General features: G+C 34.0%; 13 protein-coding genes. 6 read left to right on the top strand and 7 right to left on the bottom strand.

The genetic code is table 11. From position 1 onward, the window contains the following. Positions 1–612: 612 nt before the first annotated feature. The 5 genes from GXM17_RS21810 to GXM17_RS14445 form a co-directional block, all read right to left on the bottom strand. Complete coding sequence (locus GXM17_RS21810; RefSeq protein WP_244307407.1) at positions 613–840, bottom strand: thioredoxin domain-containing protein; 228 nt, start codon at positions 838–840, stop codon at positions 613–615. 331 nt (positions 841–1171) lie between these two features. Continuing rightward, complete coding sequence (gene dnaN, locus GXM17_RS14460; protein ID WP_163400032.1) at positions 1172–2290, bottom strand: DNA polymerase III subunit beta; 1119 nt, start codon at positions 2288–2290, stop codon at positions 1172–1174. Between the two features lie 107 nt (positions 2291–2397). Then, the gene (gene gldG, locus GXM17_RS14455; RefSeq protein ID WP_163400031.1) at positions 2398–4083 is read right to left on the bottom strand and encodes a gliding motility-associated ABC transporter substrate-binding protein GldG; all 1686 of its coding nucleotides are present in this window, start codon (positions 4081–4083) and stop codon (positions 2398–2400) included. Next, the gene (gene gldF, locus GXM17_RS14450) at positions 4083–4808 is read right to left on the bottom strand and encodes a gliding motility-associated ABC transporter permease subunit GldF (RefSeq protein ID WP_163400030.1); all 726 of its coding nucleotides are present in this window, start codon (positions 4806–4808) and stop codon (positions 4083–4085) included. The genes gldG and gldF overlap by 1 nt, the downstream gene beginning before the upstream one ends. A gap of 191 nt (positions 4809–4999) precedes the next feature. After that, positions 5000–5827: an SAM hydrolase/SAM-dependent halogenase family protein gene (locus GXM17_RS14445; RefSeq protein WP_163400037.1), complete on the bottom strand. Its 828-nt coding sequence runs from the start codon at positions 5825–5827 to the stop codon at positions 5000–5002. A gap of 181 nt (positions 5828–6008) precedes the next feature. Between GXM17_RS14445 and GXM17_RS14440 the strand changes: the two genes are divergently transcribed. Continuing rightward, positions 6009–6959 (top strand): PhoH family protein, encoded by a 951-nt coding sequence (locus tag GXM17_RS14440; protein WP_163400029.1) that lies wholly within the window; start codon positions 6009–6011, stop codon positions 6957–6959. Positions 6960–7134: 175 nt separating this feature from the next. Here GXM17_RS14440 and GXM17_RS14435 read toward each other — a convergent pair whose 3' ends face one another. Beyond that, positions 7135–9096 (bottom strand): GDSL-type esterase/lipase family protein, encoded by a 1962-nt coding sequence (locus GXM17_RS14435; RefSeq protein ID WP_163400028.1) that lies wholly within the window; start codon positions 9094–9096, stop codon positions 7135–7137. A gap of 93 nt (positions 9097–9189) precedes the next feature. After that, on the bottom strand, positions 9190–11919 hold the full coding sequence (locus GXM17_RS14430; RefSeq protein WP_163400027.1) for a pectinesterase family protein: 2730 nt from the start codon (positions 11917–11919) through the stop codon (positions 9190–9192). 360 nt (positions 11920–12279) lie between these two features. Between GXM17_RS14430 and GXM17_RS14425 the strand changes: the two genes are divergently transcribed. The 5 genes from GXM17_RS14425 (at position 12280) to GXM17_RS14405 (ending at position 20203) form a co-directional block, all read left to right on the top strand. Further along, positions 12280–16614 (top strand): hybrid sensor histidine kinase/response regulator transcription factor, encoded by a 4335-nt coding sequence (locus GXM17_RS14425; protein ID WP_163400026.1) that lies wholly within the window; start codon positions 12280–12282, stop codon positions 16612–16614. Between the two features lie 174 nt (positions 16615–16788). After that, on the top strand, positions 16789–17619 hold the full coding sequence (locus GXM17_RS14420) for a Cof-type HAD-IIB family hydrolase (protein ID WP_163400025.1): 831 nt from the start codon (positions 16789–16791) through the stop codon (positions 17617–17619). Positions 17620–17731: 112 nt separating this feature from the next. Continuing rightward, a complete protein-coding gene (locus tag GXM17_RS14415) occupies positions 17732–18319 on the top strand; it encodes a hypothetical protein (RefSeq protein WP_163400024.1) in 588 nt (195 codons plus the stop codon). Positions 18320–18391: 72 nt separating this feature from the next. Further along, on the top strand, positions 18392–19345 hold the full coding sequence (locus GXM17_RS14410; protein ID WP_163400023.1) for a phosphoribosylaminoimidazolesuccinocarboxamide synthase: 954 nt from the start codon (positions 18392–18394) through the stop codon (positions 19343–19345). Between the two features lie 474 nt (positions 19346–19819). Further along, on the top strand, positions 19820–20203 hold the full coding sequence (locus GXM17_RS14405; RefSeq protein WP_163400022.1) for an ankyrin repeat domain-containing protein: 384 nt from the start codon (positions 19820–19822) through the stop codon (positions 20201–20203). Positions 20204–20282: the final 79 nt, after the last annotated feature.

Raw genomic sequence — 20282 nt, 5'->3', positions numbered from 1 at the left:
TTGTTTATTAATTGTTAGTATTTCAAAGATACATTTTCATATTTTTAATCTATGTCAAAGATATGAGCCCCGATAGAAGCGAAAATCCTTTTTATGGCGGGGTTCGACATAAAAAGATTGAAGCGAAGAGCGGGAAATAGCTCCTTATCACTAATTAAAAAACTGAAACAGCTTTCACTCCACAAAACTTACTGTTATATTATAACATGATTTATACTTATATATGGACAAAAAAAACCGACAACGTTAAGCAACTACCGAGATTAGTATCTTATAAATCTCAGATTTATTTCTTGACATCATTAATTGTTTGTACAAAAACAGGCTGAGCACCCGAAAAAGCATATTTTCTATCAAAAACAAAAACGGAACACCATGCACACCGATTTGCTGTGCTTCGAAGACATCATTTTGCACATCATTCAAAAACATATTTTCATTTTATATTACTTCATGAAGTGCTTTTTCATCTAAGCCAGCCTTGATCCCTAATTTTACTAAAGTCAAAGCATCATTTAAATCCTTTCCCTCTGTAAAATATACATTAAAGAAAATCTCTTCCTCTCATTATTGAGTTTCTTTGTCTTTGCCAAATGTATAATATATGAGCAGTTATTGAATTTGAAATAATAGCTTTGTCAAAATGGCATTTAAGCCAACACTTTTTGCTCTTTCAGTCACCTCTTTACGCATTTCTTTTGATTGTTCAAGAGATATTCCTTTACGTTCAGCTAAAAAAACATAGACATCTTTTCCGATCTGAGATGTTATTGATGGATCTAGTTGAAAACTTTTACATTCAATTTTAAACTCTTGATTTGGAAATTCTGCCAATACCATTTCCAACTGTCTTTTTCCTATATAAAAAAACGGACACATAATGTCCGGTCAAATTTCTATTTTCATATTATAAAGTTAAACTTTTTGTTTCAGGCTTTGTAGTTTATTAAAATCTGCTTGCAAAATTTACAAATCCTAAGGCGAAGAATACAAACTGAAACATGAACATAAAACGACAAATAAAACAAATTAAAAAACCGCAACTCTTAAAAAAGAGTTGCGGTTTCCAGGTATAAAAAATGGTTGGTTAATAGCGATATTTTTTTTTTACAATGATATATCTTTAATGTGGAACTAAAAAATATCCCTGTAACAAAAAGAAGTTTTGATGTTAACTATTTAACATCACAGGCATTACCAACATCGTAACAGTTTCTCCTTCCTCTAGACCATCTACCGGGGTTAGAATACCAGCTCTGTTAGGCAACGACATTTCTAACATAATCATATCGGATTGTAAATTAGTAAGCATTTCTGTTAAAAAACGCGAGTTGAACCCAATTTGAAGATCATCACCCTGATAATCACAAGTCAATCTTTCTTCTGCTTTGTTTGAGTAATCAATATCTTCTGCTGAAACATTTAATTCAGCTCCAGCAATTTTTAAACGAATTTGATGAGTAGTTTTGTTTGAGAAAATCGCAACACGCTTAACAGAACTTAAAAACAAAGAACGATCAATCATTAATCTGTTTGGATTTTCTTTTGGAATCACTGCTTCATAATTTGGATATTTCCCATCAATTAAACGACACATCAAAATGTAATTATCAAATGAGAAAGTTGCATTCGAATCGTTATATTCAATTTTTACTTCAGCATCAGAACTCCCAAGAATACTTTTTAAGATATTCAAAGGTTTTTTAGGCATAATAAAATCAGCAACCTGAGATGCTTTTACGTCTGTGCGAGCATATTTTACTAACTTATGAGCATCTGTAGCTACAAAAGTCAATCCTTCAGGTGAAAACTGGAAAAAAACCCCGGACATTACCGGACGCAAATCGTCATTACCAGCTGCAAAAATAGTTTTGCTTACCGCAGTTGCCAATACATCTGCAGGAACGAGTGTTACAGACGGTTCATCAAGATTTACTGATTTAGGAAATTCTTCCCCGGCAGCATATGCCAATGCATATTTCCCTGAATTAGAACTAATTTCAACCGTATTATTATCCTCAACAGTAAAAGCTAAAGGCTGTTCAGGAAACGTTTTTAAAATTTCAAGTAAAAGCTTTGCTGGCACAGCCACACTTCCTTTACTCTTAGAATCGATAGATAATGTTGCCGACATTGTAGTTTCAAGATCTGATGCTGAAACAGTCAACTCATCATTATTTAGTTCAAATAAGAAGTTGTCCAAAATAGGCAGTGTATTGTTACTGTTAATTACGCTACCTAAAACTTGTAATTGTTTTAATAAGTACGAACTCGATACTATAAATTTCATCTGTCTGTTTTTAATTTTTGAACCTAATTTTAGTAATTTAATCCTAAAAAATAGGGATTACAAATATATCGTAAACAATCTTAGTTTTACAATTTTTTTATTAACATCTATTTACTGAATTTTCTTTTTCGGATATAAGTAAACGCAAAACCAAAGACCAATAAAACTAAGATTGGAAGTCCGATAGTTATGAACTGTGCCTGAGTGTAGTTTTCATAAACTTTCTCTTTATCTAATAGCGGCAAATCTAAATCTTTGCTTCTAATGTTAATAAGTCCGGTATCATCCAGCAAATAATTGATACAATTCATTATAAAATCTTTGTTATCGTATAAGTTTCCTGAACGCTGGTCGTAACCTAATTCAACCGGAATTCCGTTTTTATCTAATTGATTTTTAGCTAAATCTCCATCTGAGACAACAATCATTTTAGCAGGCTTTCCTTTTGATAAAAATGAATTTTCTTTGAAAGCCAAAATTCGATTTTCAAAAGCCGAATAAAAACTTCCTTCTAATAGAACCGCCATTGGTAAATTTCCTTTGTTAAGATAATCCTTTGGAGAAGTCTGCTCTGATACGATTCCTAAATTAACTTCGAAAGGCGTTCCTATTTTTTTAGAATAAGGTGACGACTGCAATAAAACTGTTTTCTTAATTCCGTTTTTTAATGTATCGATTGGGTTTGCAAAGTCAAATTTGATTCCACCTAAGTTTTTCACAATCGGATGTTTGCTTTCAGGTGATGCGAGTGGCGCAAATTTCCAGATAAAATCCTGATATTGTGTTGCACTTCCCGGCTCTCCGGTGGCTAATTTTAGTGGACTTCCCTGTTCGTCTTTTATCAAGTCAGGATTAATTCGGAATCCATATTTAAAAAACATATCATTTAAATTCAAATCTCTTGGATATGCGAGAGTTGCTCCAGCCTGATTGTACAGACTATCCATATCTGCCGAAACCTGGTCAATGAGCCATAAAGTTTTACCTCCATTCATGATAAACTGATCTAAGACCTGTTTTTCTTCGTCGGAAAAAGTTTCAGTAGGTTTTGCTATGATCGCTAAATCATATTTCTTTAAGGCGTTTAAACTTCCATTTGGATCTTTAGCAACAGAGTCTAATGTAAAAGGGCCAATATAATAGCTTTCACGAATTTGTATCAACATTTTGGCTATATGAATTTCTTTCATTTCACCATTCCCTTTTATAACAGCAACCTTCTTTTGTTTATCTTTGACAATTTTATTGACAGCATCTGCTATGGAATATTCTAAATGCTGAATGGAGCCAATTACTTTTTGCGTAGTAGAGGCTCCCATTCTGTTTTTCAACAGAGGAATATTTATCTCTTTATTGTTGTAAACTGCAATTGCCCAGGGAAAAACCATTGCCTGAGATTGTTTCCCTTTATCATCAACAGTAATATTTACCGGAGTTAAACCTTTCTGAAAAAGTGATTTTGTCAAAGCTTCACTATCATCTTCATTTTCTAAAGGATTAACAAACTCAAAAACAATATTGGAATTATAGGCTTGAAACTCCTCCAGTAATTGTCTGGTTTCTTGCTGCAAACGTCTGAAATCAGCAGGCAGATCACCCTCCATATAGATCTTGACAGACAAAGGGTTTTTGACCTGTTTTATAATTTGCAAAGAAGTTTCGGACAATGTATATCTCTTGTCTTTGGTTAGGTCAAATCGGTAAAAGAATAAAGTTCCTAAGACATTTATTGCCACCAAAATAAAAATAGTGATCCACAATATTTTAATGTTTAATTGAGTAGAAGTTTTCATTAGGCTTTAAAAGATTTTAATTGATAAACTGTAAAAGACAAAAAAAGAACTGTAATACTTAAAAAGTATATTACATCACGAGTGTCGATTACTCCCCTACTCATACTTTTAAAATGATTCTCCATGCCCAAAACCGAAATAAACCCTGAAAACTGAGGAATTAGAGAAGCCAGACCTTCAAAACCGTAATAAAAGAAAAAGCATAAAAAAACAGAAATGATAAAGGCTACAATTTGATTTTCTGAAAGTGTTGAAGTAAAAATTCCGATAGAAGAATAAGCTGCAATCAGAAATAACAATCCAAAGTAAGAACCAATAGTACTTCCCATATCTATATTTCCTTCAGGAAAACCTAAATTAGAAATTACTTTTACATAAATGAATGTTGGTATAATTGCCAGAATAATTAAAAATCCGGCACCTAAAAATTTTCCGTTTACAATTTCCCAAATCGATAATGGTTTAGTCAACAACAATTCTAATGTTCCCTGTTTTATTTCATCAGAAAAACTTCTCATGGTTATTGCAGGAATAAGAAAAATGAAAATCCAGGGTGCCAGAGTGAAAAACGGAGTCAAATCGGCATAACCCGTATTCAGAATATTATAATCCCCTTCAAAAACCCATAAAAACAGTCCGTTGCTGATTAAGAAAACCGCAATGACCAAATAGCCAATTGGAGAGCCAAAAAAGGAATTAATTTCCTTTAAAATGATTGATTTCATGTAAAAACGTTTAATCGTTTGATTTGTTTATTTGCTTTAGCATCATAGCCAAAGCATTTCAAGCGCGCAAAAATACCAAAATTGATTGTTCTTTTTTTAGAAAAAAAATAAAATTCCAACGAATATGTTTCGGCTGTTCATCAGTGATTAAAAACACTCTAATTTTAACTTTTCGCTTATAAGCTTAATTTCTAAAAAAATTGTATGGTAATCAGATCTCGGTAATTCAATCCTAATAAACTGTTTGCCGAACCAACTTTTGAAGGATTGCTTCTAAAAATAGCTATTTCAAGAAAACCGGCTTCGTTAAAAATAGCCAGTTTCTCGCCTTCATATGTTTTTACAGGATATTTATCAGAAGTTGCAATGGCAGAATAATTGGGCAGAATTGTTTTGATGTTTTTAGGATTCATAACAATTTCGTAAGAGCGGCCTTTGGCAACATCCAGGAACTGTTTTTTAGAAATATTGGTTACCACGTTTCCAAAATGATCTATATAAATTATGTAGCCTTTAAGAGAATTGCCATCGTTGGAAACCACTGCCTGCAATTCGGTTATTTGTTTAATTTCTGTGATTTCTTTTCCGATAACATTCAGCAGACCGCCTTTGGCAAGATGACAGGCAACCTGTATAAAAACATCTAAATCAGTATATTCAGCAGGGAAACGATCATGGATATTTACAGCAACTATTTTCTGCGGAACAATTTTATGTGTAAGCATACTTAAAATTCCGTTGTCAGCACAAATAAAGTAGTGATCATTCCACTGCATGGCAATATGCTGATTCTCTTTATTCAATTCAATATCAACACCAATTAAATGAACAGTTCCTTTTGGAAAACTCAAATAAGACGCACCAATAACGTAACTTGCTTCAGCTGTGTTAAATGGATCAATATCATGTGAAATATCAATGATTTTCGCTTCGGGAATTTCAGAAAGTATTTTCCCCTTCAACGAACCAACAAAGTGGTCTTTCAGTCCGTAATCGGTAGTAAGGGTAATTATTGACACCATTTTGTTTATAACTATTGATAGTATTTAAACCTAAAATTCATTAAATTTGATAAATGCAAATCTAGCAATACTAAATGCAAATTGAAAGAAAGAAATACAATTTGACCTTAAAGATATAAACATACCCGACAGCAATAGATTTACAAACAAATTTATTTTTAATTTAAAACTACCTCATTTGAACGAAAGAATAATCGAGCTAATAGACATCGCCCCTAAAGAATTCTGGGGCGCTCATGACAGCCATTTGGAAATAATCAAAAAGTACTACCCAAAGCTTAAAATCGTAGCGCGAGGGACCACTTTAAAGGCTTTTGGCGAAAAAGAAGTTTTAGATGAATTCGAAAAAAGATTTCAGAGGCTTATGCTTCATTTTACCCGATACAACAACATTGATGATAATGTAATTGAACGCGTTATTATGAGTGATGGCCAGGATGAAAGAAAATCATTAGACCATGACAAAATACTGGTTCATGGTGTTGGTGGTAAAATTGTAAAAGCAATGACGCCAAACCAGCAATTACTGGTTGATACCATCAAAAAAAATGATATGGTTTTTGCCGTTGGACCTGCAGGGACAGGAAAAACGTACACCGGCGTGGCAATGGCTGTAAAAATGCTCAAAGACAAAGAAGTCAAAAGAATTATTTTGACCCGTCCTGCAGTTGAAGCAGGAGAAAATCTGGGATTTCTTCCAGGAGATATGAAAGAAAAGCTGGATCCTTATATGCAGCCTCTTTATGATGCTTTGCGCGATATGATTCCAAACGAAAAACTGGAAGACTACATCCTGAAAGGAATTATTCAGATTGCTCCTCTTGCTTTTATGCGTGGACGAACTTTAGATAATGCTTTCGTAATCCTTGATGAAGCACAAAACACCACACACTCACAGATGAAGATGTTTTTGACCCGTATGGGGAAAAATGCTAAATTTATGATTACAGGTGACCCGGGTCAGGTCGATTTGCCCCGCCGTACTATTTCCGGACTTAAAGAAGCCCTATTGGTGCTTAAAGATATTGAAGGAATCGGGATTATATATCTGGATGATAAAGATATTGTACGTCACAGACTCGTTAAAAAGGTGATCGATGCTTATAAACAGATAGAAAATCACGATTAATTTAAATTTTAGTGAAATGTTAAATGTAAATTGTGAATTGTATTTTAACATTTATTAATATTCGTTTTGTACGTTTTTAAGGTGCAAAACGAATATTTTTATAACAAAATTTAAAAGCCATCAGATGGCTTCAATTAACCTCAATTGTATTATGAACTCTACATTTGATTAAAATTTATGGAACTAAAAACTTAATTGTTTTTACCCCTTTTTCAGATTCAACTTTACCAATATAAACTCCTTTTGTTTTTGGTAATTCTATACCTGAATCATTACTTATAATTGTTGGTTTAAGAACTTGTTTTCCGGTTAAATCATAAATTCTGATTTTACTGTTTTCAGGAGCATTTTCTATCTTGATAAAACCATCTTTTACCGTCCATTTTAATTGGCTTTTCGAAAAATCATCAGTCCCCAGGCTAGTTGCAGGAAGAGCAACTCCATGAATCCTGACATCAGAAAGACAAATTCTTTTTCCAGTAGTAATAGAAGCCGTATTGTACCAAGGATAAACACGAACTTTTAAGGTCTTTCCGTAAGGAATTTTAAGTACCGGAATTTTCGATACAGCATACATAGTATTTGCTGTCATAGTTGTCAGCTCTCCAACGACAGATGTAGTCGCAAAGTCATCAGTAGAATATGAAATACGGCATCTCATACCGCTCCCTCCGGCACCTCCAACATATAAACTTATTAAATCGATATTTAATTCTGTTCCCATAGCAGGAGAAATTCCGAACTGGGTATAACGTGTTGACACCTCATCAATTTCACCAGCAGGCCAACTGCCTGCCGGAGGTTCGTTTCTTTGAGTTTTTCTTGTAGTATCGTAACCGCTGCTAACAGGCCAAGTTGTAGTAGAAGTTCCCGAATTTACAGGTGCACCATAGGACTGAACAGATAACCCTGTATGAGACTGATCCAGAACGGTTGCAGGTCCTTGTAAAACGTAAGAGTTATTCGCAGTTAACCCCCAGATAAGATTAACTTCTGTTCCTCCTGTTAATGTAATAAAATTGGCTGTTAACGGAACTGTTTTTGTTACACTACCATTCGTTACAGTCAGTGTACCTGTTTTATTTCCTCCAACCGATTGTGTTGCTGAAATATAAAATTTTTTAAAAGCAAGGTTACCATCTGCATAATTCATCGTAACAGAAGAACTAAAAGTATCTGTTTTGTTTGCTGCAATTAAAAAACCATTATCTACAGAAAGCGTAAATGTTCCTGCAGCCGGTAAAAGATCAAAACCTGTAATAGTTACTTCTTTCGTAAGGGTCTGACCGGTGTACGCATCACCAAAATCACAATTAGTCGGGTTAATTAAAACATCTGTCGATGTATTGATATTGGATGCCAAAATATTTTGTTTTACCATTTCCTGAGCGCATAATCTGGCGGTTAATGTCCCTAACAATGCTGTTGGATGTGTAGAATCTGCAGAAACGTAAAGCTGTGCTGTACTGGCGGCGTCTCCATAAGATTCAACGAGATTTTTTGTTAAGGTAGTCAAATCAATAAGCTGTACTCCTTTTTCGGCTGCAACCTCTTTCATAGCATAAGCATAATCGTAAGTATGATCTGTTGCCGGAAGACTAAAATCCGGACCTAAATCATGAAGCCCTTTGCGTGTAATCGTACCCCCACTAAAATATTTCCTACACATAGAAGTTGCCAGAATAGGAGTCGCATTTAAAGCACGAGTCTCATCAATATACTTTCTGAGATAATCTTTATAAGTTGTTTGCGGATTTGTACCTCTGTAGTCTGTTCCGTTAATTGGGTTTGCAGGATCAGTGCCTCCATCAAGTCCTCCGTTTTTCTCATCATTATGGGCAAACTGAATGATCACGTAATCCCCTGCTTTTATTTGTTGCTTTACGGTTGTCCAATACGGAGTTTCCATATAAAAACTTTTACTGCTGGCACCATTTTTTGCACGATTATTAACCGTAACTCCTGAATTAAAAAACTGCTGAAACATCATTCCCCAGCCTCTTATATCTGAAGTGCTTTCGTCATAGTTCGCCATTGTAGAGTCGCCAATGGTGTGAAGCGTAATTTGTGCATTTACTGAAATGAAACTGCAAAAAACTAAGGCAGCAACAAATAATTTTGATAACATTGATTTCATTTTTGGATTTTATTTTATGTAAGTATTAGGTATATGAAAAAGCATATACCCTTGTGGTATTTATTTATATGTAATAAAATTTATAAACTTGCTTTACTTTTTAAAAACTTTTGTAGCTCCTTGTTTTCCGTTGATTTTATAATGAACAATGTAGATTCCAGTTTTCAGATTATTCAGGTTTATTTCTGTAGCAGCAGCTTTTGTATGATAAACACGCTGTCCTGTAAGATTGTAAACATCAATGTTTTCAAGCACGCCGTTTACTTTCAACATACCATACTCCAGAAAAACATTTTCATCTAAACCCAGGCTGGCAGAATTTACAGTAATTGATCCCGTACCGGTAAGCAGCCCCGGGTGTGTAGCTGCACTGTATGTACCGTTTGCCAGCTGCGTTCCGTTTAGTGTAAATTTCTTAACTGCAACTGCCACGTTTAATACCGCTGATGCAGAAGAACCGGTTATATTCAAATTCAATTCTTCTCCGGCACATTTTGTATGATTGAAAACAGCTTTGTTATTAAAAGCCAGAATGATTATACCTTTACCAAAAGCATTTTCAACAGTTCCGTTGATTGCCGCTGAACCTCCGGCATTTGCAGCAGCAAGAGTCAAATCCCAGATTCCTGTAAAACTGCTATTATCCCCTCCTAATTTTACCGTTGCTGCACTTGCAAAATCCCTAATGTTACGAACAATCACTTTATTGCTTCCAGAAAATGTTCCTGGTAAATCCATTGTATTTCCTGCTACGTTATTGCTACTCATGGTTAGAGAAACATCTCCTTCTAAAACAATTGGTGCATTTAAATAGAAACCTGTACCACTTGTTGCATACGTAATCGTTGATCCCTGAGCCATTCTAACCGGACCTAAACATTTGGAATCTTTTATTTGTCTCAAACGGATTGTTCCGCCTGTTTTTACATACATATCGCCTTCAAATTGAGAAAGCGTAGTTTCAATTGTTATTCCACTGTTAACAATTACTTTTTCACCAGCTTTTGGCAACAAAGCCGGTGAATATTTAGTAACATCATCCCAAAGTCCGCCTAAGAAACCAAATTCACTTGGCCTTCCGATAATTATTTTACCTGTTCCGCTAATAGTCGATGCATTTGTAGCAGCGGTATAAATACCAACAGGCTGTAAAACGTCATCAATATACCATTCATTAATTGTGATGTCCTGATTAAGAACAACAGAAGCTGTTCCTTCTGTATACAGTGCTGTTTTAACATCAACTGCAGCACTCAAATCCACTGTTAGTTTTCCATTTGTTTTTACAGTGATTTTTGGCGATTTCCCTAATGAATTGGCAATTTTAGCCTGAAGCTCACCCGCTTCAATAACTAAATTTCCTGTATATCCTGAATTATTACTATTAAATTGCACTATTCCTGTACCTGTTTTTGTTATCTGGTGCACACCACTGATTACAGCAGTCAAATCCAGATTAGCAAAACTATTGATTGTTACTGCTCCTTTAGTTTTGATGTTTCCGCCCAATGAAGCACTAGCCGCACTAGAAATTGATGCCTGATTAAGTGTAAGTAAAGTTGTTGAACTATTGGAAGAAACATCAATAGCAGCACCATTTAATAAATTCAAATCGGCCGCAAAATTTCCACCGTTAGCATTTATTGTAAAACTTCCGTCAACGTTTGCAGCTTCTGATGCAACCGGTACGGCATTCGGATTCCAGTTTTCTGCTTCAAGCCATCCGGTATTTGCAGCACCTCCGTCCCAATTGTATACAGTTACAGTTGGAGCTATAGCGGTAGGATCCCAGTTATCAGTACCTGCCAATACAATTTTTGGCTCATATAAATTGGCTTCTGTCTGATCTGCCAACGATCGAATACCTACCCAATTTGCCCTTCCGCTCATATCAGCTCCAGGACCGGTATTCATCCATTCATATAGTTTAAGTCTTGGATCTGTATCGGCATAAGCCATATTCCATTTATCACCCCAGCCTAAAGGATCGATTTCTGCAGGCATAGTACAATACAGCCATGCTACTTTTGGGTATTGATGCCATGGACGTCCGAATTTAATTTTCACACCGTCATCACCTAACCTTGGACTGTTTGGCTGATATGTTAAATTACACTTATAAAATACAAAACCGTAAGTCTGAGATTCTTCACTTGAAGGTGCTGTGATCCATGCCCCGCCGTAGCTTCTGATTTCACATTCGTTAAAAACACCGATTCCACGACCATAAATATAATCGGTACGGCCCAAAATCATACAGGATTTAAAATAAGCACGTGACGTCTCTGCTGTCCAGAAATAAATCGTATCCTGATAAGCCGTTATATCACAATTAACAAATACATTTCGGTCTGCACGAAGCGTCAGTGCCTGTGCCTGTCCTACAGGTCCGGCTGTATTTCGGATAGTTATGTTTTCTGCCCTGAAATCATTTGCCATGATAGTAAGCGTGGCTGCTGTTGCGACTAAATTTGTATTAGAGGCCCATAGTGCCACTTTAGCATCAGGGCAAAGTCCATCACCACCATCATTACAATTGTAAATATCATAAGAGATAATCGTTTCTGTCCTGCTCTCCCCAATTAAGGTTAAATTGGTTTTATTCGCAGGAACTAATAATTTTTCCTTGTCGTACAAACCTCTTTTTACATAAATAATAGTTGGCGTTCCGGCAGGTGCTGCATCAATTGCGGCTTGTATTGAGGTAAAGTTTCCGGATCCATTAATATCTACTACGATATCCGGGCTAAAACTCTGCGCGGTACCTGTATTAAAAAATAAAAGTCCTATAAACAGAAAGACAAAAAAATAGAGTTTTTTCATAAAATTAGATAGTTAGTGGTTGTTTGTAAAGTTGTTTACTAATCAATAAAAATCATCATTAATACAGAGTAAATATTTATTTATGCACGAAATAAAAAATCAATGCTGTATTTTTAATGCCAACTTTTTAATTAATTAATACCTTGCATCAAAACTATTTTAATAAAAGAATAATGAGTTTCAAATTTTGGTCATTTACTTCCACTTTTTTATCATTAGCTATGTTTACTGGGGTTGTGATTGCTAATTTTCATTTATAAAGTTATTTTTATCCGGTTATTAATTGAAAAACACTAACCAATAAAGCAGTTTCTCTTAAACACAAACTTTACTATACCAAACTAAAACCAGGAATTACGAATGAAGAACCTTTTACCGGTTAAATTTTTAATTGCATTTTTATCTGTCATTTTCTTTAGCAAAACATCTGCTCAAATAAAATGTAAAATAGAAAATTACGCCACTGAGGACGGGCTTTCACATGATGTCATCAGAGACATTATAAAGGACAGAGAAGGTTTTATGTGGTTTGCTACGTGGAATGGCATTAACCGGTTTGACGGAAAAAATTTCGTAACCTACAAAGCAATTGCCGGAGACAACAGCAGCCTGAGCAATAACCGGATCGATATAATAAAAGAAGATGCTTTTGGATATATCTGGCTCAGAGTATATGACAATCAGATTTACAGATTCGACAAAAGAACCGAATCATTTCTCTCTATTGCTGCTATTTTAGGAACCACCAAAATTGAATTCGACAATATTATTACTGATAAGAATGGCAATGTCTGGCTGACAACTATTGGCAGTGGTATTTTTTTAGCACGAAAAAAAGCGAATAATCAAATTGAGATTACTCATTTCGGGCAAAATTCAAAAAACAATTCTTCTTTATCGTCCAACAACCTAAATTTTATTTTTAAAGACACTGATCATTCTATCTGGGTAGGTTCTGAAGAAGGATTAGACTATATATCAAATTCCAGACAAGGATATAAAAGCAACAATATCCTAAAAAACGACAATATAAAATGCTGTTTTGCACAAGGCAATAATGCCTGGTTTGGAACTGATCAAGGGGCTTTAATTGATTACAGTAAAATTCAAAAAAAATATAAAAAAACAACGATTTCAAAAAAAGCTATTAACGCTGTAATAAAATCTAAAAACGAGAATTTATTATTGATTACCACTTCTGAAGGAGAATTGATTACGTTTAACACAAGAACTTCAAAAACAGAATCAAGACTTAAAGTTTCTGACGCTCCGCTACATAGAATTTATCAGGATAAAAGAGGTTTATTATGGGTTGAACCAGACAAGCATGGTGTTTTTCTTGTAAAGCCAAAAGAAAGCAAAATTGCTTTTTTTTCTCAGCAGACAGATGCTTCTTTTTTGAATTTAAAAAACAGCTTTGAAATTTTCGAGGACAATTTCGACAGAGTCTGGGTAAAATTAAAAGGTGGTGGTTTTGGGAATTATAACGAAAAGACCAATCATCTGGATTACTTTTTCAATAATCCTGAAGATGAAAATCAGAAGTTTTCAAATATTATTACTACCCTGTATTTCGATCCCATAGGAATTCTCTGGATGAGTACCACAGACAGAGGAATTCATAAAATCATTTTCCAGAAAAATACATTTCAGCAACAGCTATTAGTACCCAACAGTAAAATCAAAACGGAAAATGAAATCAGAGCTGTTTTTTCAGATAAAAAGAATCGGTTATGGCTGGCTTCAAAAGCAGGAAAATTAAAAATCTACAACGGAAATCTGGAATTAAAGACCCCATTTAACAATTACAAAACAGATGAAATTGGTCCGGTATATTGTATCACAGGAGATTCTAAAGGAAATGTATGGCTGGGTACAAAAGGAAATGGTTTGTATAAAGCTACTCCTGTCAATCTACAAAGTTCCCAATACACATTAAAACAGTTTAAAGCTGATAAAAACAATCCTGCAAGTATTAGCAGCAATGAAATTTATTCTGTTTTAGAAGATAAAAAAGGGAGAATCTGGATAGGTACTTATGACAACGGAATCAATTTACTGGAAGAAAAAAAGGGAGAATATATTTTCATAAATCACTTTAAAAACTATCCTGCTATTGAATCCAGTAAGGTCAGGTATTTAGCTCAGGGATATAAAGGTCAGATCTGGGTTGCCACAACAAACGGGTTAGTGACATTTACCCCTGAGAATTACGATTCTTCTAAGCTAGAATTTTCAAGATATGAAAAGATGCCTACAGACAAATTCAGTCTTGGCAGTAACGATGTGTTGTTTATTTTTAAAGATTCAGCTAATAAAATGTGGGTTTCAACAGCCGGTGGCGGGCTCAGTCAGGTTATTGAAAAAGGAAATGGTTTAAAATTTAAAAATTTCACTAAAGACGATGGCTTGCCAAGCGATTTTATTCTGAGCATGGCAGAAGATGATCAGAAAAACCTATGGCTGGCGACGGAAAATGGTATTTCTAAATTCAATTTACGAAATCATATTTTTAGAAATTACGACTCTTATGATGGTTTAGTTAAAACCGGTTTTTCTGAATCTGCCGGCATCAAACTAGTAAATGGCAATCTGGTTTTCGGCAACAGAAATGGTTATTTAACTTTCGATCCAAAAAAAATTGAAAACCAAAAGACCAATACAAAAATGGTTTTTACGGGCTTTGAAATCAACAATAAAAACTCAAATGTAAAATCGACAGAATATCATTTAGAAAGTGACATCAATTACACCAATAATATTCAGTTAAACTATACTGAAAATACTATTAGCATGTATTACACCGTATTAGATTACATCTCAAACAACAAACAATTGTACGCATACCGGTTAAAAGGTCTTGATGATACATGGCATGAGGTAAAAAACCAGAAAAAAGCAACATTCACCAATTTACAACCTGGAGATTATGAATTTGAAGTAAAATGCCTGAACACAGAATTGTATACGACTACTCCCCAGAAGAATTTAACTTTTACAATCGCCCCTCCTTTTTGGAAAACAAATTTTGCTTATTTTTTATATGCGATGCTGATTCTGTTAGCGCTCGAAATCGCCCGAAGGATAGCTTTTTCAATGATTCGTCTGCGAAACGAAATTGTTGTAGAACAAAAAATGACCGAACTAAAGTTGAGTTTTTTTACTAATATTTCCCATGAATTAAGAACTCCTCTTACCTTAATTGTTAACCCGATAAATGAAATCGCCAAAAGCGAAAAGTTAACTCCTTTGGATAATGAATATATAGAAACCGTACGAAAAAACACAAACAGACTTGTACGATTTGTGAATCAGCTGCTTGATTTTAGAAAAGTACAGAGCGGCAAAGAAGAACTTCGTATTGAACCTGTTGAACTTGTTTCTTTTGTAAATGAAATAAATACTTTGTTTTCTCAGGCGGCATACGAAAAAAACATAAAAATTAAAACGCAATGCAATTCTGAAGCCCTTATTGCAAATCTGGACAGAGAAAAAATAGATATTATCATCTATAATTTGCTTTCTAATGCGATTAAATTTTCTCCCGCCAACAGCATTATTACAGTTGAACTAAAATTAGAAAATGATACTGTTTTAAAAATCAATGTTTCAGATCAGGGGTCCGGTGTGGATGAAAACAAGCTGAAAGATATATTCAAACTTTATTATGAGACAAATTCAGACAACATTACAGGAACCGGTATTGGACTTGCTCTTTGCAAAGAATATGTACAACTACATCAGGGTAGTATTTATGCCTTCAATAATGAAAACGGAGGCCTGACCGTTTCAATAGAAATTAATTTAAATCAGGAAATTTTCCAAAACAACAACTCCAAACAAAAATTATCAGGACAAAAATTAAGGAAACATTCTATTGACAATAAACAGAATAGTGAAAATAAGGTTTTAAGTAATCAGGACATACACTTACCTGTAGTTCTTATTGTAGAGGACAATTACGAATTAAGATCATTTTTAAAGAGTCAATTACAGCGTTTTTATCAAATACTGGAAGCCGAAAACGGAAAAGAAGGTTTTGTAATTGCTTCAAATAAGCTTCCGAATTTAATTTTAAGTGATGTCATGATGCCTGAAATGGATGGTATTGAAATGCTCGATGCGCTTAAAAATAAAACGGAAACTAGTCATATTCCGGTTATTTTATTAACTGCAAAATCGTCCGTTGAAAGCAAAATTGAAGGTTTACATTATGGTGCAGATTATTATATTACTAAGCCTTTTGATACCGATTTCCTACTAGCTTCCATCCAAAGTTTAATTAAATCCAGAAAGAAAATTTTCGAACAATTACAATCGAATGTAAAAACAATTGAATTAGAACCCGGCGAAATAATTATTACAACCAAAGACGAGCTGTTCTTAAAAGACATTATTGCCATAGTAGAAGATGGTATAACGAATCCAAAATTCAATATTGATCTTATTGCAAATACATTAAATATGTCAAGAGTAACATTCAACAGAAAATTTAAAAGCCTCACCAATATAACTCCTGTCGAATTTGTCAGTGAGATGCGTCTAAAAAGAGCCAGACAATATTTTGATGCAGGAGAAACCGATATTGCCAATGTTGCTTACAAAGCCGGATTTAACGGAGCGGGCTATTTTAGTACTTGTTTTAAGGAGTATTATAAAATATCCCCCTCAGATTATTTAAAGCAAAAAGAGTAAATCAAATCGACATTTTTATTGGAATAAATTTTGAAAACATTAAAGTTAAGGTTTGGAAACAAATAGTTAAATAAATAATAAACTTGTCTTATTTCGGGCTTTCAAACGTTTCAAACTATGGTCTTCCCGGCTTAAAAGCTTAATTTTGCATTTCATAAATATTTGATTGTTAATATGACAAAGCTTAAAAATATAAAAGTTGTAGTAAGTGACCTTGACGGAACATTACTCAACCCTAAACACAGAATTTCAGATTACACAAAATCCATTTTTCAGGAACTTCACAATCAAAATTATCTCATTGTTGTTGCCACAGGCCGCCATCATCTGGATGCAATGGCTATAATCGAAACACTGGAAGTACCGGTTTATTTAGTGAGTTCAAACGGAGCCAGAATTCATTCACCTGAAAAAGAAGAATTATTTTCTTTTAATTTAGACAGCAATATTGTAAAAGCCGCTTTAAATGTCGAAATAGATCCTGAAATTACCGTTGTTTTATTTAAAGAAAATGTATGGCAGACAAATAAAGTAAACGAAAGACTGAATGCTTTTCAGGCAGAATTAAAATACCGTCCTGAATTGGTTGATTATAAAACTCTGGAAGATTTTGGCGCTATTAAAATCTTCTTCTCATGCGATAATCATGAAAAACTGGTAAAACTAAAAGATGCTGTTTTAGCCAATTCTTCAGAACATTTACATCATGCGTTTAGCCTGCCAACCTGTCTTGAATTTATGGACAAATCAATAGATAAGGCCGTAGCAATTGAAAGAGTTCTGGAGAAAGAAGGATTTACTTTAAAGGAAGCCGTTTCATTTGGTGATGGCTTCAATGACGTACAGATGTTATCTGCCTCAGGAAAAGGTTTGATTATGGGGAATGCTCCTGCTCTATTAAGAGAGACACTTCCTGACTTAGAAGTTATTAAAACAAATACTGAAGACGGGGTTGCCCGATATATAGCCTCAAAAATTTTGGACAAAGAATTTACAATAATCTAATTCACAATACTTTAAATCTATTTTTTGTTACAGGTTAAAAAATAATATTTACTTTTATAGGAGCTAATTAATTTATAGTTAGCTCTTTTTTTTAACCTTAACTTTTTTAGCGATGAAAAAATTTTTACTTCAGGTTGAACGAAATTGTATTTCAGGAGCATTGGTTTTGCTACCATTACTCGTGTTTTTTATACTCTTAGAAAAAGTCTGGAAGTTTTTTCAGAATTATGGCGAAAAATTTGCTCATTTTCTTCGGTTGGATTATTTCTTAGGGAAATATGCAACAGATATTGCCGGAGGCGTTATTCTTTTAGTTTTAATTTATTTCAGCGGGTTTTTAATGCGTCTGGCTTTTTTGAAAAAATTTACTGATTGGATAGACGATAAGTTAATCATTTTCCTTCCTGGTTATGAAAAAAATAAAAAAGCGGCAGAAGAAAAACTTAATAAAAGAAAGAAAAAACCAAGCACGGACTTACCCATTCTTTTAAAAAACGGCGATTATTGGCAGCCAGCGCATCTTATTGAAGAAGATGAAAACGGAAATGCTGTAGTTTTTGTACCCAATGCGCCTGCAAAAGATCATGGCCAGATTCTAATTGTAAAGTCTGCTGATTTTAAAAAACTGGCTGACACATCGCTCGGAAATCTCGACAATTCAATACAATTATTAGGCAAGGGTATTTTGTCTTTTAAATAGTATTTTTTTTTCTTTGCTTGCTCTTTTAAATAGTTTTAAATTTGCATTCATAAAAAACACAACTAAAAGACAATGAGCAATACAATCACGACCACAAATTTTAATTTTCCGAATCAGAAATCAGTTTACCGCGGGAAAGTAAGGGAAGTTTACAATATAAATGACGAGCTTTTGGTAATGGTTGCAACCGACAGGCTTTCGGCTTTTGATGTTGTTCTGCCAAAAGGGATTCCGTACAAAGGGCAAATTCTGAATCAGATTGCAACAAGATTCATGGAGTTAACAGAAGATATTGTTCCAAACTGGCTGATTGCAACTCCGGATCCAAATGTAGCTGTTGGGCATTTATGCGAACCTTTTAAGGTCGAAATGGTAATTCGCGGATATCTTTCAGGACATGCTGCCCGTGAATACGCTGCCGGAAGAAAACAAATTTGCGGAGTTACAATGGCTGAAGGCTTAAAAGAAAATGATAAATTCCCTGAACCAATAATAACACCAACTACAAAAGCAGATAATGGTTCACACGATGAAGATATTTCACGTGAAGACATTCTTGCAAAAGGAATTGTTTCTGAAGAAGATTATATTGTTTTGGAGAAATTCACACGTGATTTGTTTCAAAGAGGAACTGAAATCGCAGCTGAGCGTGGTTTGATTTTAGTTGATACAAAATATGAATTCGGAAAAACAAAAGACGGAGTTATCGTTTTAATTGACGAAATCCATACGCCGGATTCTTCCCGTTATTTTTATGCTGAAGGATATGCAGAAAGACAGGCAAAAGGAGAAGAACAAAAACAATTATCAAAAGAGTTTGTACGCCGCTGGCTGATCGAAAATGGTTTCCAAGGGCAGGAGGGTCAGGAGATTCCTGAAATGACAGATGCTTACATCGAATCCGTTTCTGAAAGATATATTGAGTTATACGAGAATATTTTAGGAGAAAAATTCGTTAAGGCCGATATCAATAATATTGACCAGCGTATTGAGAAAAACGTATTAGAATATCTTGCCGATAAATAGATTTTTGGGTTAAACTATTTTTAAAACCCATATACAGAAATAAAATGCCCTGCTTGATTTAAAATAACAGCAGGGCATTTATTTTTTATTAATATCAGATTTTCACTTTCATTTTGCCTTTGAATTTTCCTGACCTCTTTGAAATTTTCATCGATAATCTATTCATTTTCTTAACTGCCCTATTTATAGTTATAGTAACGAATTGGATTAATAAAAAAAGGATTTTCTCTTATCCATTTCTTTTTATAAGATTTTTTATATTTTTTTGATTTAAAGTGTAACATATTAAGTTATTCGGCGTCTATATAGATAACACATAATTTAACATCTATTAATAGCCTGTAAGGGAATTTATTAAATGAATGTTAAGAATTAGTTAAAACATAGTACCTTGTAATACATAATACAAAAATTAGATTACTTTTACTCAGAATTTAAAAATCATCATTAATCAATCAACAAACAACAATCGTTATGAAAAAATCAATCGTTTACTTAGGAGTAGCTTTAATAGCTTTTACAAATGTATCATTAGCTTCAAATTTCAAGTCTTTAAATGAAGACAAAAAAGTTATGACTTCACCTTATGAGGCATCACCATTAAATGTTGCAATTTTAAAAGGAGATCTTCAAATCGTTTTGAAGTTTATTGAATACGGAGCTGATGTCAATCAAATATCAGAAGATATGACTCCTTTAATGACCGCTGCACGTTACAACAAAGTTGAAATCATTAAAATTTTACTGGAGCAGGGAGCAAAACCTGGTCTTAAAAATGAAAAAGGATTTACTGCTTTGAAATATGCGCAATTATCTAATGCCGCAGAAGCAGTTGCTATTTTAAAAGATTTAAAATAAAAAATCGCTAAAAGTTTAAAGAATTTGAGTTAGTATTAAAACGACCTTCCTGAGCAGAAGGTCGTTTTTTTATTTATGA

It is taken from the genome of Flavobacterium fluviatile (assembly GCF_010645065.1).
GTDB classification, from domain to species: domain Bacteria; phylum Bacteroidota; class Bacteroidia; order Flavobacteriales; family Flavobacteriaceae; genus Flavobacterium; species Flavobacterium fluviatile.
The sequence above is the reverse complement of the archived record's forward strand: the minus strand, read 5'-3'. Positions and strand labels throughout refer to the sequence as shown.